Raw genomic sequence first — 17,012 nt, 5'->3', positions numbered from 1 at the left:
AACACCTCGGCGCGCGATCCCGGCTCTCCGCTACGCCGGAGCCTGCCCTTGGGCTTGCCGGAGGCAAAACCCGAGGGGCCGGGATGACGGCTTATATTGAAGGTCGCGTGCTCGACGCGGCTCACCCCGTGATGTAAGTCCCCTTCACATGAGCTGGTCCCGGAACGGTGGAGAATCGCGCGGCTACCATCACGGCAACCTCCGGGAAGCCCTGATGAAGGCGGCGCTCGAGCTGATCGCCGAGAAGGGCACCGCCGGCGCCACCTTCGCCGAAGCGGCGCGCCGCGCCGGCGTCTCCCCCGCCGCGCCCTACCGGCACTTCCGCGACCGCGACGAATTGCTGGCGGCGGTGGCGGCGGAAGGGTTCGAGCAGTTCACCAAGGCGCTTGAAGCGGGCTGGAACGGCGGGCGCCCGACGCCGGTGGAGGCCTATGAGCGGCTCGGGCGGGCCTATCTGGCCTTCGCCCGCGAGCACCCCGCCGACTATGTCGCCATGTTCGAATCCGGCCTGTCGACCGACGCCTTTCCGGCGCTGGCGCAGGCGAGCGCGCGCGCCTTCGGCGTGCTGCGGGAGGCGGCGGACGCGCTGGTGGCCAGCATGCCGGCGCCGACCCGGCCGCCGGCGCTGATGGTGGCGCTGCACACCTGGGCGCTGGCGCATGGCGTCGCCTCGCTGTTCGGCCGGCAGGACGCCTCGCGGCGCAAATTGCCGATGGAGCCCGACGATCTGCTTGAGGCCGCATTCCTCGTCTATCTCAAGGGGCTGGGCGCGCCGGACGCCTGAAGCGCGGCCGATCGCGGGCGCCGGGAATCGCATTCCGGATGTAGCGATCCTTGACAAGATGCCGCTGCGTTCCTAACTATGTAAATGTGATTAACATTCACCCTTGCGGTTTCGGCCGCACGGGTGGTTCCCAGGAGCGGAGACCCATGGAGCTCGCACAGAAGCTCGACGGTTACGGCAAACCCGCCTGGATCGCGCTGACGGTACTCGGCTTCATGGCCTGGTGGCCGCTGGGCCTGGCGATCCTGGCTTTCACGATAGGGAGTGGACGCATGTTCTGTAGTGGCAGGCGCGGCTTCGGCCGCTGGCAGGAGGAGGGCGCCGACGCCGTCCGCAGCTTCGGCAGCCGTTTCGGCCGCGGTTTCCAGTCGAGCGGCAACCGCGCCTTCGACGAGTATCGCGAGGATACGCTGCGCCGTCTTGAGGACGAGCAGAAGGACTTCCGCTCCTTCCTCGACCGCCTGCGTCAGGCCAAGGACAAGGCCGAGTTCGATCAGTTCATGGCGGATCGCCGCAACCGGCCGGCTCCCGCGCCGGAGACCGCCTCCGAGCCGTATAACGGCCAGCAGGGCTGAACGGCCCGTCGCAGGGCCCCGCCAAGCCTTTCGCCGCGCCCCCTTCCCGGGGGCGCGGTTCTTTTATTGCGGCGCGGCCTCGGTTATGAGGGGCGCATGAACGAGCGCCCCGAACCCTTTTCGCCCGACGTCCTGAAGGCCGACCCCTTCCTGCACCTTGCCGGCCGTCTGGTGACGGGCGGGCACGTGCTGCCGGTGCGGGTCTATTACGAGGACACCGATTTCTCGGGCATCGTCTACCACGCCAACTATCTGAAGTTCATGGAGCGGGCGCGTTCGGACCATCTGCGCCTGATCGGCGTGGTGCAGGGCGACCTGTTCGGCGAGGCGCTGGCGGAGGCGCCCGGCTTCGCCTTCGTGGTGCGCTCGATGGAACTTCAGTTCGTGCGCCCGGCGCGCATCGACGACGTGCTGGAAATCCATACCAGCCCGGTCGAGGTGGCCGGCGCCTCGATCACCCTCCAGCAGAAGGTGATGCGCGGCGGCGAATTGCTGGTCGAGGGCCGGGTGAAGGTCGCCTTCGTCTCGCAGGGCCGCGCCCGCCGCATCCCCGACGCGCTGCGCGCGGCCATGAAGGCGGCGCTCGAACAGGCGCCGGCGGCGTAGAATCCCTGCCGCGCGGCAAGTCATCGCGTTGTCGTCATCCCGGTGCCGTCATCCTGTTGCGATGCGGCAACGCTAACCGGGCATTAACCCTAATAGGGTGTTGTATTTGACGGCTGCGAAGGCGGTCCGACGTCGCTCGCCCAAGTTTGGACAGACTCGGTGGGTTGAAGACGAAGGCGTCCCCTCAGCAGCCATGCAGGGCATTCGCTGCCCAACGGCAGCCGATGCATGCCGGCATTGCGACCCTTTGTGACCTGGCAGGATTGGCCTAATGACGCTGAAAAAGCTTCTCTTCGCGGTGGTGCTGTTGCTCGCGGCATCGGCGTCGTTCGCCTACGCCCAGACACCGGCGCCCACGACCGCGGCGCCGACCGCCCAGGTCGACGCCACCGCCGCCCCCGCCGTTCCGGGGGCCCAGACGGCCGCCACCGGCGTCGGCATGGCCAGCGCCGACCTGTCGCTGATCGGGCTGTTCCTGCAGGCGCACCTGATCGTGAAGTTCGTGATGGCGGGCCTCGTCCTCGCCTCGGTGTGGGTCTGGGCGATCATCATCGACAAGACCATCCTGTTCCAGCGCATGAAGCGGCAGATGGACCGCTTCGAGACGACCTTCTGGTCGGGCCAGAGCCTGGAGGAGCTGTACCGCTCGCTGTCCACGCGCCCCAACCACGCCATGGCGGCGATCTTCGTCGCCGCGATGCGCGAGTGGAAGCGCTCCTATGAGGGCGGCGCGCGCTCCTTCGTCGGGCTGACGCAGCGCCTCGACAAGGTGATGAACGTCACCATCGCCCGCGAGGTGGAGCGTCTGGAAAGCCGGCTGCTGGTGCTGGCGACGGTCGGTTCGGCCGGCCCCTTCATCGGCCTGTTCGGCACGGTGTGGGGCATCATGACCTCGTTCCAGTCGATCGCCGCCTCCAAGAACACCAGCCTTGCGGTTGTCGCGCCGGGCATCGCGGAAGCCCTTTTCGCGACGGCAATCGGCCTTATCGCCGCCATTCCCGCGACGATTTTCTATAACAAGTTCACGTCGCAGGTGAACCGGCAGGCGGCGCGGCTCGAAGGCTTCGCCGACGAGTTCTCTGCCATCCTGTCGCGCCAGATCGACGAACGGGGCTGATCGAATGGGGATGTCCGCAGGAGGCGCCGGAGGCGGCTGGCACTCCCGCCGCTCGCGCAGGCGAGGCGGTGGCGCCGTCATGTCCGAAATCAACGTCACGCCGATGGTCGACGTGATGCTGGTGCTGCTCATCATCTTCATGGTGGCCGCGCCGATGCTCACCGTCGGCGTGCCGCTCGACCTGCCGCAGACGCAGGCCAAGGCCATTCCGCAGGACAGCGAGCCGCTGGTGATCAACATCACCAAGGACGGCAAGGTGTTCCTGCAGCAGACCGAAATTCCGCTCGACGAGCTGGTTCCCAAGCTGCAGGCCATCGGCAAGGCGGGCTATGAGGAGCGCATCTTCGTGCGCGCCGACAAGGGCCTCGAATACGGCGCCGTCATGCGGGTGATGGGCCGCCTGTCGGGCGCCGGCTTCACGCATGTCGCGCTGGTCTCCGAAGTCGAGCAGGGGGGCTGAGCGTCATGCGCGCGGGCCTCGTCTCCTCGTTCGCCCTTCACGCCGGCATCATCGGCTTCATGGTCGTGTCCTTCACCGCGCCGAGCGCGTTCGAGGCGACGCCGACAGAAGCCATGCCGGTCGACATCATTTCCGACGCCGAGATGTCGCAGATGATGGCGGGCAAGAAGGACGCGCCGAAGGCCGAGACCCCCAAGCCCGTCGTCGAGAAGAAGGGCGAAACGCCCAAGCCGCCCGAAAATCTCGACGCCAAGGTCGACGACAAGAAGCCCGAGATCGAGGCCGCCAAGGAGGCTGCCGCGCCGCCTCCGCCGCCGCCCGAGCAGAAGCCGGCCGAGCCCAAGCCGCCCGCTCCCCAGCCGGCCCAGGCCAAGCCGCCGGAGCCGCCCAAGGAGACGGAAGCGCTCGTCGCCAAGCCGCCGGAGGCCAAGCCCGAGCCCAAGCCCGACCCGCAGCAGGCGCAGGCGACCCCGCCGCCGGCCCCGCCGAAGAAGCCGAAGGACATCCCGCCCAAGGTGGCCAACCAGCCGCCGAAGGACCAGAAGGAGTTCAACCCGAACCAGATCGCCGCGCTGCTGAACAAGCAGGACGCGCGCCGTCAGGCCTCGATCGGCGACACCATCAACAACACCGCCGCGCTGGGCGCCTCGACCGGGCTGGCCTCGACGCTCTCGCAGACCGAGCTGGACGCGCTGCGCGCCTATCTCGCCCGCTTCTGGCACCTGCCGACCGGCGCCGCCGACATCAGCCGGGTGAAGATCATGGTGGTGGTGCGGCTGAGCCCGAACCGCACGCTGGTCGCGCCGCCGGAGGTGGTCGGGATCGAGGACCCGATGAATCCCTACGGGCCGCAGATCAAGGAAAGCGTGGTGCGCGCCATTTTCGCCGCCGCGCAGCAGCCGAACCCGTTCCCCATGCTCTCGCCGGGCAAGTACGACGTCTGGCAGGAGATGCAGCTTACCTTCGATCCGTCCTGGATCGAGTGACGTCCGTTTCGTGAGGCCGCATCGGCGGCGAGATTGAGAACGATATTATGAGCGCGTTTTTCCGTTCCGACCGTTCGGGTCTTCTCATTGGGCGCCGCAGCCTCCTGGCGGGCGCCGGCGCGCTGGCGGGGGCCGGTCTGGCCTCGGGGCCGGCGCATGCCGTGCTCAAGCTCGACGTGACGGGCGGCTCGGTGCAGCCGCTGCCCATCGCCATCACCGATTTCGTCGGCGGCGGCAGCCCGCAGGACATCGAGGCCGGCAAGGGCGTCACCCAGATCATCACCGCGGATCTGCGCCGTTCGGGCCTGTTCGCCCCGATCGACCCGGCCGCCTTCGTCGAGAAGATCACCAATCCGGACGCCTCGCCGCGCTTCCAGGACTGGCGCGTGATCAACGCCCAGGCGCTCGTCACCGGCCGCGTGACCCGCCAGCCGGACGGGCGGGTGCGCGCCGAGTTCCGCCTGTGGGACGTGTTCGCCGGCCAGCAGCTGATCGGCCAGCAGTACTTCACCCAGCCGGAGAACTGGCGCCGGGTCGCCCATATCATCGCCGACGCGATCTATGAGCGGCTGACCGGCGAAAAGGGCTATTTCGACACCCGCATCGTCTTCGTCGACGAGAGCGGCCCGAAGGAGAAGCGCATCAAGCGCCTCGCCATCATGGACCAGGACGGCGCCAACGTGACCTATCTCACGCGCGGCGACGACCTCGTGCTGACGCCGCGCTTCTCGCCGACGAGCCAGGAAATCACCTATATGAGCTATGGCCGCGCCGAGCCGCGCGTCTATCTGCTCAACATCGAGAACGGCCAGCGCGAGGTGGTCGGCAACTTCCCCAATATGAGCTTCTCGCCGCGCTTCGCCCCCGATGGGCAGCGCGTGATCCTGAGCCTCCAGCAGGGCGCCGATTCCAACATCTTCGTCATGGACCTGCGCTCCAAGGCGACGACGCGGCTGACCGACACCGCCGCCATCGACACCGCCCCGTGCTATTCGCCGGATGGCACGCAGATCTGCTTCGAGAGCGACCGCAGCGGCGGCTCGCAGATCTATGTGATGAATCCGGACGGCTCCAACCAGCACCGCATTTCCTTCGGCGAGGGGCGCTATTCGACGCCGGTGTGGTCACCGCGCGGCGATGTCATCGCCTTCACCAAGCAGGCGCAGGGCCGGTTCGCCATCGGCCTGATGCGGCCGGACGGCTCGGGCGAGCGCATCCTCACCGAGGGCTACCACAATGAGGGGCCGACCTTCGCGCCGAACGGGCGGGTGATCATGTTCTTCCGCGACGGCGGCGGGAGCGGCGGTCCGCAGCTCTATACGGTCGATATCACCGGCTACAACGAGCAGCGCGTGCCGACCCCGAGCTACGCCTCCGACCCGGCCTGGTCGCCGCTGCGTTCGTGATGCCGGCGTTAGGGAACGATTAACCATAAAAGGCGGTTTAAGGCTTGGCCTCTAAATCGACGCAATCGAGCAACGTTCCGTAAAGCATGGCGGAACATTGATTACGCAAACACGGTAGATCGGAGAGCCCGGTCGAGGAATTCAGGAGTCAAGCGGTCATGATCCGTATGTTGCGCCAGTTCGGCGGCGCGCGCGCCGCCTTCATCATCGGTTTCGCGATGCTCGCCGCCGCCTGCGCCAAAAATCCGATGGATGGCGCGGCCCTCGGCTCGGCCCCTCCCGGCAGCCCGCAGGAATTCATCGTCTCGGTCGGCGACCGCGTCTTCTTCGAGAGCGACCAGACCGAACTCTCGCCGCAGGCCCAGGCCACGCTCGACAAGCAGGCGCAGTGGCTGAACCACTATGCCAAGTACACCTTCACCATCGAAGGCCATGCCGACGAGCGCGGCACGCGCGAGTACAACATCGCCCTCGGCGCCCGCCGCGCGGAGAGCGTGCGCAACTACCTCGTGGGCCGCGGCGTCGCCGGCAGCCGCATGCGCACCATCTCCTACGGCAAGGAGCGCCCGGTCGCGGTCTGCAACGACATCTCCTGCTGGTCGCAGAACCGCCGCGCCGTCACCGTGCTGAACGCCGCCGGCTCCTGAGTTCCGCCGGACCGTCCTCCGGCCACCGATCCGTGACGCCCGGCCCGCCATCGGCGAGCCGGGCTTCGCATTTGAGGGGGCCGTCGTGACGCAGGGTCAAATTTTGGACGCGATCGGCCCGGTATGCTCATATGAACCCGGCGGCCGTCCTGCCGCGCATCCCCCTTCAAGTTCCGTCGCCACCATGATGACTCTTCGCCTTTCCGCTCTGCGAATCACGGCCCGTCGCCTCGTCGCGGCCGCCATCTGCGCGGTTCTTGCCGCCACGCTGCTGCCCGCCGGGCCTGCGCTGGCGCAGGCCGACAACAATTTCTTCGGAAACCTGTTCAAGCCGCCGGGTCAGGTGCGCTCGGGCACTCCGGCGGGCGAGGCGGACGAGGGCGGCAGCCTCGCCACGCGGATCGACCGGCTGGAGAACCAGCTGCGCCAGCTCACCGGCCAGATCGAGCAGCTCCAGTACCGCAACCAGCAGCTCGAGCAGCAGGTGCGCCAGCTCGGCGGCAGCGGGCTGCCGCCGGCGGCCGCCGGCATTCCCGGCGCGGACCCCGTGCCGGGCCGCCGCTCGGACGCCTTCGACCCTTCGGCGCAGGCCGCCGCGCCCGGCGCCCCGCGCCCGCTGGGCACCACCGCGCCGTCCGGCCCGCCGCCGGCGGGCGCCACCGGCGTGCCCATGGACCTCGGCGCCGCGCCGGGCGCGGTGGCGGGCGGTGTCACCCAGCCGCCGACCAACAGCCCGAAGGACCTGTACGATCTCGCCTATGGCTACATGCTGCGGCAGGACTACGCCCAGTCCGGCCAGAGCTTCGAGCAGTTCCTCAGGACCTATCCCAACGACCGCGCGGCGCCCGACGCCTATTACTGGCTCGGCGAGACCCAGTTCCAGCGCAAATCCTACAAGGAGGCGGCGCAGAACTTCCTCAAGGTGTCGACCGATTTTCCGAACGCGGTGAAGGCGCCGGACGCGCTGCTGCGGCTCGGCCAGTCGCTGGCCGCCATCGGCGAGAAGGATGCCGCCTGCGCGACGCTGAACGCGGTCAGCAACAAATATCCGCGCGCCTCCGCCACCATCAAGCAGGGGGTGGAGCGGGAGCAGAAGCGTGCCGGCTGCTGAAGCCGGACACGACACCGAATCCGGCGGTCCGGACGGGGCCGATCCCTTCACGCCTTTCGCACGCCATCCGCGCGTGCTGCTCGCCGTCTCGGGTGGGCCGGATTCGACCGCGCTGCTGCTGCTCGCCCATCGCTGGCAACAGGCCGCAGGCGCGGCGAGCGAACTCCATGTCGCCACCGTCGATCACGGGCTGCGAACCGCCGCGCGGGCCGAGGCGGAGGCCGTCGGCGCGCTGGCGGCCCGGCTCGGCCTGCCGCACGCCATTCTGACGCTGGCGGCGCCGCTGCCCCGCGCGCGGCTGCAGGAGGCCGCCCGCCACGCGCGCTACGAGGCGCTCGCCGCCCATGCCCGCGTTCTCGGCGCCACCGCCATTGCCACCGCCCACACGCTGGACGACCAGGCGGAAACCGTGTTGTTCAGGCTCCTGCGCGGCTCCGGCCTTGCCGGGCTGGCCGGCATTCCCGGCGAGCGGCCGCTGGGCGATATCCGCCTGATCCGTCCGCTGCTCGGTTGGCCGAAGGCGGCGCTGATCGAGGAATGCCGCCGCGCCGGCGTTTCCTTCGCCGAAGACCCTTCCAACACGGATCCGCGCTTCGCCCGCACGCGGCTGCGGGTGCTGCTGCCGTCGCTGGCCGCCGAAGGGCTCGACGCGCCCGCGCTGGCCCGTCTCGCTGCCCGCATGGCCCGCGCCGAGGCGGCGCTGGAGGCGGCGACCGACGCGGCGCAGGCGCGGCTCCGGCCCGCCGGGCCGGCGGGCGAGGGCCCGATCCGCTTCCCCCGCGCCGATTTCGACGCGCTGCCCGCCGAAATCGGCCTGCGGCTGCTCGGGCGCGCCGTCGAATCGGTGGGCGAGGGGCCCGTCGAACTCGGCAAGCTGGAGGCGCTGGCCGGCTGGCGCGCCGGTCTCGGCCCCTCCGGTTCGGGCGCGCGCACGCTGGCGGGGGCGCTGGTGCGGGTCGACCGGCATGCCGTTACGGTAGGCGCGGCGCCGGTTCGGCGGCCGGCGCGGCGTTCACGCTAACGGCAAATTGCTCCGGCCCGGTGAAACGCCTTGGGGCGGCCATCTTGGCAAGGATCAATGGGACACCTAGATTACGGTGCGATAAGGGAGGACCGCCAGCGCCGGCGGTTCCCGCGCGTCGGTATCGACCGGCGCCGAAAGGAACGAGATGAACGCCAATATTCGGAATTTCGCCCTCTGGGTGATCATCGTTCTCCTGCTTCTGGCGCTATTCTCGCTGTTCCAGAATCCGGCGCAGCGCCAGGCGACGAACGACATCAGCTTCTCGCAGCTGCTCAACGAGGTCGATCAGGGCCGCGTGCGCGACGTGGTGATCCAGGGACCGGAAATCACCGGCTCGTTCACCGACGGGCGCGCCTTCCAGACCTATTCGCCCAACGATCCCTCGCTGGTGCAGCGCCTCTACGGCAAGGGCGTGTCGATCACGGCCAAGCCGATCCAGGACAATGTGCCGTGGTTCGTCAGCCTGCTGATCTCCTGGCTGCCCTTCATCGCGCTGATCGGCGTGTGGATCTTCCTGTCGCGCCAGATGCAGGGCGCGGGCGGCAAGGCCATGGGCTTCGGCAAGAGCCGCGCCAAGCTGCTGACCGAGGCGCATGGGCGCGTCACCTTCGAGGATGTCGCCGGCATCGACGAGGCGAAGTCCGACCTCACCGAGATCGTCGACTTCCTGCGTGACCCGCAGAAGTTCCAGCGCCTCGGCGGTCGCATCCCGCGCGGCGTGCTGCTGGTCGGGCCTCCCGGCACCGGCAAGACGCTGCTGGCCCGCGCCATCGCCGGCGAGGCCAACGTGCCGTTCTTCACGATTTCCGGTTCGGACTTCGTGGAAATGTTCGTCGGCGTCGGCGCCAGCCGAGTGCGCGACATGTTCGAGCAGGCGAAGAAGAACGCGCCCTGCATCATCTTCATCGACGAAATCGACGCGGTCGGCCGTCATCGCGGCGCCGGTCTCGGCGGCGGCAATGACGAGCGCGAGCAGACGCTGAACCAGCTTCTCGTCGAGATGGACGGCTTCGAGGCCAATGAGGGCATCATCCTCATCGCCGCGACCAACCGCCCCGACGTGCTCGACCCGGCCCTGCTGCGTCCCGGCCGCTTCGACCGCCAGGTCGTGGTGCCGAACCCGGACGTCGTCGGCCGCGAGCAGATCCTCAAGGTGCATGCCCGCAAGATCCCGGTCGCCCCGGACGTGAACCTCAAGGTCATCGCCCGCGGCACGCCCGGCTTCTCCGGCGCCGACCTCGCCAACCTCTGCAACGAAGCCGCCCTGATGGCCGCGCGCCGCAACAAGCGCATGGTCACGATGAGCGACTTCGAGGACGCAAAGGACAAGGTGATGATGGGCGCGGAACGCCGCTCGCTCGTCATGACCGAGGACGAGAAGATGCTGACCGCCTATCACGAGGGCGGCCATGCCATCGTCGCCCTCAAGGTGCCGGCGACCGACCCGGTGCACAAGGCGACGATCATTCCGCGCGGGCGTGCGCTCGGCATGGTCATGCAGCTTCCCGAGCGCGACAAGCTCTCGATGAGCTACGAGCAGATGACCTCGCGCCTCGCCATCATGATGGGCGGGCGCGTGGCGGAAGAGCTGATCTTCGGCCACGACAAGGTCACGTCCGGCGCCGCCTCCGACATCGAGCAGGCCACCCGCCTTGCCCGCATGATGGTCACGCGCTGGGGCTTCTCCGACAAGCTCGGCCAGGTCGCCTATGGCGAGAACAATGACGAGGTGTTCCTCGGCATGTCGATGCAGCGCCAGCAGAACGTCTCCGAGGCGACGGCGCAGACCATCGACAGCGAAGTGCGTCGTCTGGTCGACGAGGGCTATGTGGAGGCCACGCGCATCCTGACCGAGAACAAGGACCAGCTGGAGACGCTGGCGCGCGGTCTGCTCGAATACGAGACCCTGTCCGGCGACGAGATCATCGGGTTGCTCGACGGCAATGCGCCGGTGCGCGACACGACCATCGAGCCGGCCAATACGCGCGGCTCGGTCGTGCCGAGCGCGGGCAAGAACCGCCCGCCGCGGCCGGATGCCGGCATGGAGCCGCAGCCGCAGGCGTGAGCGTGTGGACGTGAATTGATCGATGAAGGGCCCGCCTGACGGTGGGCCCTTTTCTTTTGCGATCGGGGCGAAGGTGTCATTGTCGCGGCAGGCGGCCCCCGATCGCCGGAGGTTCTCGGTGACTGTTGCCCCGTTGCAGTTCCTCGCGCGCGCCATGGGATGGCTGCGCGACAGCCCGCCGAGCCTCGACCGGCTCGGCCTCGATGCCGCGCCGGTGCGCGCGGCCCCGCTGCGCCTGCGGCCGGAACGGGCCTGGGCCGGCCACATACCGTTCGCCTTCTGGCTGGCGGCGACGCTGCGGCCCCGGCTGTTCGTGGAACTCGGCACCCATACCGGCACCTCCTATTCCGCCTTCTGCCAGGGCTTCCGGGCGCTCGGACTGGAGACCCGGGCCTTCGCGGTGGATACGTGGCGCGGCGACGAACATGCCGGCCATTATGGCGAGGAGGTCCATGCCGAACTCAGTGCGTTCAACGCCGCCGAGTTCGGCGCCTTCTCGACGCTGCTGCGCATGAGCTTCGACGATGCGCTGTCCCGCTTCGAGGCCGGCTCGATCGACCTGCTCCATATTGACGGCCTGCACACCTATGAGGCGGTGCGCCACGATTTCGAAAGCTGGCGCCCCAAGCTGTCGCAGGACGCCATCGTGCTGTTCCACGACACCAATGAGTTCCAGCCCGGCTTTGCCGTGTTCCGGCTCTTCGCCGAACTGGCGCAGACCTGTCCCCATTTCGAGTTTCTGCACTCGCACGGGCTCGGCGTGATCGCGCTGACCCCGCAGGGCGCCGACCGGCTGCGCGGGCTGCTGCGTCCGGCCGGCTGGCGGCCGTTTTCGTTTTCCCGCCGGCGCCTGATCATGGAGAGCGAGGTTCGCAATCATTTCGCGGCGCTCGGCAGCGCGCTTCAGGCGTAGTTTCCGGCCCGCGAGGGGCGAAAGACACGCTTACATTTTGTGAAGTTCTCGCGCGCAGGCTCATGTTACAGAAGTTGCGCGGCAAATGACCCTTGCCGCCGCCGGATGCACCTGTGTGGTCCGGCCGTTTTCGGCAAGGTGAAGGCATGGGACGCAAGTTTTTCGGCACGGACGGCATTCGCGGCCGTGCCAACGCGACGATCACTCCGGAACTCGCCCTCAAGGTGGGCATGGCCGCCGGCCTGACCTTCCACCGCGGCGACCATCGCCACCGGGTGGTGATCGGCAAGGACACGCGCCTGTCCGGCTACATGATCGAGAACGCGCTGGTCGCCGGCTTCACCTCGGTGGGCATGGACGTGCTGCTGCTCGGGCCGATGCCGACGCCGGCGGTGGCGATGCTGACCCATTCCATGCGCGCCGATCTCGGCGTGATGATCTCCGCCTCGCACAATCCCTTCGACGACAACGGCATCAAGCTGTTCGGGCCGGACGGCTACAAGCTGTCCGACGAGGTGGAGCGCCAGATCGAGCGGCTGATCACCGACGATCTCTCGGCCAAGCTCGCCCAGCCGGCCGACATGGGCCGCGCCAAGCGCATCGAGAGCGTGCACGCCCGCTATATCGAGTTCGCCAAGCGCACCCTGCCGCGCAACCAGTCCTTCGAGGGGCTGCGGGTGGTGGTGGACTGCGCCAATGGCGCCGCCTACCGCGTGGCGCCGGAAGCGCTGTGGGAGCTTGGCTGCGAGGTCATCACCATCGGCGACAAGCCGGATGGCTTCAACATCAACCGCGACGTCGGCTCGACCGCGCCCGAGGCGCTGGCCGCCAAGGTGCGCGAGGTGCGCGCGGATGTGGGCATCGCGCTCGATGGCGACGCCGACCGCGTGCTGGTGGTGGACGAGAAGGGCCATCTGGTCGATGGCGACCAGCTGATGGCGGTGATCGCCGAGAGCTTCAAGGAAGATGGCCGGCTGTCGCGCGACGGCATCGTCGCCACCGTCATGTCCAATCTCGGCCTTGAGCGGCACCTGGCCTCGCTCGGCCTGTCGCTTGAGCGCACGCCGGTCGGCGACCGCTACGTGCTGGAGCATATGCGCGCCGGCGGCTTCAATGTCGGCGGCGAGCAGTCCGGCCACATCATCCTGTCCGACTATTCGACCACGGGCGACGGCCTCGTCGCGGCGCTCCAGCTTCTCGCCGTGGTGCACCGGCACCAGCGCCCGGTGTCCGAGGTCTGCCACCGCTTCGACGCGCTGCCGCAGATCCTCAAGAATGTGCGCTACAAGAGCGGCCGGCCGCTGGAGAACGACATCGTGGTCAAGGCGATCGCGGCGGCCGAACTCAAGCTCAACAGCCATGGGCGCCTGCTGATCCGCCCCTCCGGCACCGAGCCGGTGATCCGCGTGATGGGCGAGGGCGACGATCGCGATCTCGTCGAGGCGGTGGTGAACGACGTGGTGGAAGCGGTCGGCCGCGTGGCAGCCTGAGCACCTCTGGTTCGTTCAGGTCCGGTCCGGGCGTCATCCCGGCCGAGCGGCGCGAGAGCGGGGACCGTTCTCCATCCTGCACGCGATCCCGGATCGGCCTGCGGCCGTCCGGGATGACGGCTTGAAAGCCGGCGCCGGGTCGGCGCGCTAGCCGTCCAGCCGGCGCAGCAGGCCGCGATAGATCTCGTCGTCGTCGCACAGGCCGGCGAGGCGGCCGAGGCTGTCGACCAGCAGGATCGGCAGGTCGGTGTGGCGCTTGAGCTCGATCGCCGCCTTCAGCTTGAGATCGACCGGCGCAACGATGCAGTCGGCGTCGTGCGCCAGCTTGTCGTCGATCAGGCCGGCCTCGCCATCGGCGGAGGCGAGCACGCCCTGGCGGCCGTCGAGATCGAGCGAAATCGGCCGTCCTTCGGCGTCGACCTTCACCTTCACCCGGCCGTCCTTGTCGAGCACCACTTCGTCGCCCTGGCGGGCGAGGCTGGCGGCCGGGCGCATCACCGCCGTGCCGCGCAGCACGTTGAGCGGGTTCATGTGCTTCACGAACTCGGCCACATAGGCATTGGCCGGGCGCAGCAATATGTCCTCGGCCGTTCCGGCCTGGACGATGCGCCCGCCTTCCATGATGGCGATCTTATTGCCGAGCTTGAGCGCCTCGTCGAGATCGTGGCTGACGAAGACGATGGTCTTCTGGATCCGCCGCTGCAGGTCGAGCAGCTCGTCCTGCAGCTTGTCGCGGATCAGCGGGTCGAGCGCCGAGAACGGCTCGTCCATCAGCAATATGTCGGCGTCGGTGGCGAAGGCGCGGGCGAGGCCGACGCGCTGCTGCATGCCGCCGGAAAGCTCGTTGGTGTACTTCTCCGACCAGTTGGTGAGGCCGACCATGGCGAGCTTCTCGTCCACGATGCGGTTGCGCTCGGCGGCGGAGAGGTCGCCGCGTAGTTCCAGCCCGAAGCCGACATTGTCGCGCACCGTGCGCCAGGGCAGCAGGCCGAACTGCTGGAACACCATGGAGACGGTGTGCATGCGCAGATCGCGCAGCGTGGCCTCGTTGCAGCGGGCGACGTCGACCATGCTGCCCCGGTGCTCGACCATCACCTCGCCGCGCGCCACCTCGTTCAGCCGGTTGATGGCGCGCAGGATGGTCGACTTGCCCGAGCCGGACAGGCCCATGAGCACGCAGATTTCGCCGCGCTCGATGCCGAGGCTCACCCCCGCCGCGCCGAGCACGGCGCCGGTGGCCTGGAGGATCTCGTCGCGCGAGCGACCCTCGTCGATCATCCTGAGCGCGCCCTTCTGGTCGGCGCCGAAGACGATGTCGATGTTGCGGAATTCGACGGCGGCCATGGCTCACCCCTTCCGAGAGCGGCGCTCGGGCCGCTTGCACACGCGGTCGAGCACGATGGCGAGCACCACGATGGCGAGGCCCGCCTCGAAGCCCATGGCGATGTTCACCGAGTTGAGCGCGCGCACCACCGGCTTGCCGAGCCCGTCGGCGCCCACCAGTGCCGCGATCACCACCATGGACAGGCTGAGCATGATGCACTGGGTGATGCCGGCCATGATGGTCGGCAGGGCGTGCGGCAGTTCCACCTTGAACAATAGCTGGGTCTTGGTGGCGCCGAACGCCTTGCCCGCCTCGTAGAGCGCCGGGGGCACCGAGGAGATGCCGAGATGGGTGAGGCGGATCGGCGCGGGAATGGAGAAGATCACCGTCGAGATCAGCCCCGGCACGGCGCCGAGCCCGAACAGCACCAGCGTCGGGATCAGGTACACGAAGGTCGGGATGGTCTGCATCAGGTCGAGGATCGGCCGGATGGCGGTGTAGAGCCAGGGCCGGTGCGCGGCGGCGATGCCGATGGGCACGCCGACGACGACGCAGACCAGCGTGGCGCAGATGACGAGGGAGAGCGTCTCCATCGTCGCCGTCCAGTAGCCCAGATTGGTGACCAGCAGCAGCGCGCCGACGATGAACACCACCAGCCCGATGGAGCGGTGGACCAGCCATGCCGCCAGGCCGAACAGGGCGATGAGCAGCAGCGGCGGCACCCAGAGCAGGGCGGCTGTGAAGCCGCCGATCAGGGCGCCGAGGACGAGCGAGACGAAATCGAAGAATCCCTGCCCGTGCGTGGTCAGCAGGTCGACGAAATCCCGCAGCCAGAGGCCCAGCGGGATCTTGTGCTCGGTCAGCCAGTCATACATGGGGCGCTCCCGGCAGGGGATGGCGACGGGGAAAGGCGGGCGGCTCGGCGTTCAGGACGCCGTAGGCCCCTTCGTCATCCCGGACGGCCGCAGGCCGATCCGGGATCGCATTCCGATTGGAGAACGATCCCGGCTCTCGCATGGCTCGACCGGGATGACGTTTGGGGTGCGGAGGAGGTCGACGGGGCGGCAGACGCCCCGCCACTCCGCCTTCAGATCTTCAGCGCCTTCTTGACGGCCGGCACCGCCGGCTTGCCGTCGATGGTGGTCACGCCGGCGAGCCAGGGCTCCCACACGGTCGGGTTGGCCTTGAGCCACTTCTCGGCGGCCTTGGACGGCTCCATGCCGTCGAGCAGGATGTAGCCCATCACCACGTTTTCGGTGTCGAGCGAGAACTTCAGGTTCTTGATGAGGGCGCCGACATTCGGGCAGTCGGTGACATAGCCGGCCCGGGTGTTGGTGTAGATGGTGGCGCCGCCATAGTTCGGGCCGAACACGTCGTCGCCACCTTCGAGATAGCTCATCTTGTACTTGGAGTTCATCGGGTGCGGCTCCCAGCCGAGGAAGACGATGGCTTCCTTGCGCTTGGAGGCGCGCTCGACCTGGGCCAGCATGCCCTGCTCGCTCGACTCGACGAGATCGAAGCCCTTCAGGCCGAACTTGTCGTCCTTGATCATGTCGAGGATCAGACGGTTGCCGTCATTGCCCGGCTCGATGCCGTAGATCTTGCCGCCGAGCTTTTCCTTGAACTTGGCGATGTCGGCGAAGGACTTCAGCCCCTCGTCATAGAGATAGGTCGGCACCGCAAGCGTGTACTTGGCGCCTTCGAGGTTGACCCCGAGCACTTCGACGCTCTTGTCCTCGCGATAGGGCTTCAGGTCGGCTTCCATGGTCGGCATCCAGTTGCCGAGGAAGACGTCGATGTCCTTGGTCTGCATGGACTTGTAGGTCACCGGCACCGAGAGCACCTGCGTCTTCGGCGTGTAGCCGAGGGCTTCGAGGATACTTGAGGCGATGGCGGTGGTGGCGGTGATGTCGGTCCAGCCGACATCGGCGAACCGCACCGTCTTGCAGGCGGCCGGCTCGGCGGCCTGCGCCGCGTCGCGGGGCATCGGAGCGACGCTGATCGCCAGTCCGAGGGCGGCGGCCATGAGGCTGGCGGCCGTGATTTTGAAGCTGCGCATCGTTTTTGTTCCCGTTGGCATCCTGGCAGGATCATGGAACCGGCGCTGCCTGACGCCAAGTCTGGCGCGACCGGAATCTGCGAGTCGGGGCCGATGCAACGCCCTTCCGCGTGCGACGAGGCGCGGATCCGCGCAGGCTCGGGCTGCGAGCCGGCGGCAGGCGGACGTCATCGACCCTTGCGGCACCTGCGGCGCCCTACGGCACCAGATACCGGATGCGGCCCCTGGAAGGCTTCTTTTGAATAGTCATTCAATACTCGGCTGGACCTTTTGTCACGCGCAATTTTTGTCCAGATTCGGTGATTTTCGGGCCGAATTCCGGGCAGTTTGGCGTTTCGCGCCAAAGCCGCAGAAGGCTTGCGACGTCGGGCGTTCCGGCGGGGTGGGGCTTCCCGGCCTCAGGTGTTCGATGTATTGTATGATCATTCAATAACTCGTGCCGGAC

General features: G+C 68.1%; 16 protein-coding genes. 13 read left to right on the top strand and 3 right to left on the bottom strand.

Features of this window, described 5'->3' with window-relative positions; translation table 11 throughout:
- The first annotated feature begins 148 nt into the window (after positions 1 to 148).
- The 13 genes from GBB76_RS09155 to glmM all read left to right on the top strand — a co-directional run bounded on the left by GBB76_RS09155 (position 149) and on the right by glmM (position 13,184).
- A complete protein-coding gene (locus GBB76_RS09155; protein WP_152303028.1) occupies positions 149 to 784 on the top strand; it encodes a TetR/AcrR family transcriptional regulator in 636 nt (211 codons plus the stop codon).
- Between the two features lie 146 nt (positions 785 to 930).
- Positions 931 to 1,359 (top strand): DUF2852 domain-containing protein, encoded by a 429-nt coding sequence (locus tag GBB76_RS09150; RefSeq protein WP_152303027.1) that lies wholly within the window; start codon positions 931 to 933, stop codon positions 1,357 to 1,359.
- Positions 1,360 to 1,455: 96 nt separating this feature from the next.
- Positions 1,456 to 1,965 (top strand): tol-pal system-associated acyl-CoA thioesterase, encoded by a 510-nt coding sequence (gene ybgC / locus GBB76_RS09145; RefSeq protein ID WP_152303026.1) that lies wholly within the window; start codon positions 1,456 to 1,458, stop codon positions 1,963 to 1,965.
- Positions 1,966 to 2,404: 439 nt separating this feature from the next.
- A complete protein-coding gene (gene tolQ / locus GBB76_RS09140) occupies positions 2,405 to 3,082 on the top strand; it encodes a protein TolQ (RefSeq protein WP_152304809.1) in 678 nt (225 codons plus the stop codon).
- A gap of 4 nt (positions 3,083 to 3,086) precedes the next feature.
- Entirely contained in the window at positions 3,087 to 3,542 is a 456-nt protein-coding gene (tolR, locus tag GBB76_RS09135) for a protein TolR (RefSeq protein ID WP_152303025.1), read from the top strand.
- A gap of 5 nt (positions 3,543 to 3,547) precedes the next feature.
- Positions 3,548 to 4,528 (top strand): cell envelope biogenesis protein TolA, encoded by a 981-nt coding sequence (locus tag GBB76_RS09130; protein WP_152303024.1) that lies wholly within the window; start codon positions 3,548 to 3,550, stop codon positions 4,526 to 4,528.
- Between the two features lie 47 nt (positions 4,529 to 4,575).
- Complete coding sequence (gene tolB, locus GBB76_RS09125; protein WP_152303023.1) at positions 4,576 to 5,934, top strand: Tol-Pal system beta propeller repeat protein TolB; 1,359 nt, start codon at positions 4,576 to 4,578, stop codon at positions 5,932 to 5,934.
- Between the two features lie 167 nt (positions 5,935 to 6,101).
- Positions 6,102 to 6,581 (top strand): peptidoglycan-associated lipoprotein Pal, encoded by a 480-nt coding sequence (gene pal, locus GBB76_RS09120; RefSeq protein ID WP_371717113.1) that lies wholly within the window; start codon positions 6,102 to 6,104, stop codon positions 6,579 to 6,581.
- 184 nt (positions 6,582 to 6,765) lie between these two features.
- Positions 6,766 to 7,692: a tol-pal system protein YbgF gene (gene ybgF, locus GBB76_RS09115; protein ID WP_152303021.1), complete on the top strand. Its 927-nt coding sequence runs from the start codon at positions 6,766 to 6,768 to the stop codon at positions 7,690 to 7,692.
- Complete coding sequence (tilS, locus tag GBB76_RS09110; RefSeq protein WP_152303020.1) at positions 7,679 to 8,713, top strand: tRNA lysidine(34) synthetase TilS; 1,035 nt, start codon at positions 7,679 to 7,681, stop codon at positions 8,711 to 8,713. The genes ybgF and tilS overlap by 14 nt, the downstream gene beginning before the upstream one ends.
- Positions 8,714 to 8,861: 148 nt before the next feature.
- Positions 8,862 to 10,781 (top strand): ATP-dependent zinc metalloprotease FtsH, encoded by a 1,920-nt coding sequence (gene ftsH / locus GBB76_RS09105; RefSeq protein ID WP_152303019.1) that lies wholly within the window; start codon positions 8,862 to 8,864, stop codon positions 10,779 to 10,781.
- Between the two features lie 118 nt (positions 10,782 to 10,899).
- The gene (locus GBB76_RS09100) at positions 10,900 to 11,694 is read left to right on the top strand and encodes a class I SAM-dependent methyltransferase (protein ID WP_246669087.1); all 795 of its coding nucleotides are present in this window, start codon (positions 10,900 to 10,902) and stop codon (positions 11,692 to 11,694) included.
- A 146-nt stretch (positions 11,695 to 11,840) separates the two neighbouring features.
- Complete coding sequence (gene glmM / locus GBB76_RS09095) at positions 11,841 to 13,184, top strand: phosphoglucosamine mutase (protein ID WP_152303018.1); 1,344 nt, start codon at positions 11,841 to 11,843, stop codon at positions 13,182 to 13,184.
- 147 nt (positions 13,185 to 13,331) lie between these two features.
- Here glmM and choV read toward each other — a convergent pair whose 3' ends face one another.
- The 3 genes from choV to GBB76_RS09080 all read right to left on the bottom strand — a co-directional run bounded on the left by choV (position 13,332) and on the right by GBB76_RS09080 (position 16,567).
- Entirely contained in the window at positions 13,332 to 14,528 is a 1,197-nt protein-coding gene (gene choV / locus GBB76_RS09090; protein ID WP_152303017.1) for a choline ABC transporter ATP-binding protein, read from the bottom strand.
- A 3-nt stretch (positions 14,529 to 14,531) separates the two neighbouring features.
- A complete protein-coding gene (choW, locus tag GBB76_RS09085; protein WP_152303016.1) occupies positions 14,532 to 15,383 on the bottom strand; it encodes a choline ABC transporter permease subunit in 852 nt (283 codons plus the stop codon).
- Positions 15,384 to 15,595: 212 nt separating this feature from the next.
- The gene (locus tag GBB76_RS09080) at positions 15,596 to 16,567 is read right to left on the bottom strand and encodes a choline ABC transporter substrate-binding protein (RefSeq protein ID WP_371717109.1); all 972 of its coding nucleotides are present in this window, start codon (positions 16,565 to 16,567) and stop codon (positions 15,596 to 15,598) included.
- Positions 16,568 to 17,012: the final 445 nt, after the last annotated feature.

The organism is Ancylobacter sp. TS-1 (genome assembly GCF_009223885.1).
Lineage (GTDB): Bacteria > Pseudomonadota > Alphaproteobacteria > Rhizobiales > Xanthobacteraceae > Ancylobacter.
This window is presented reverse-complemented; position numbering and strand designations above follow the sequence as displayed.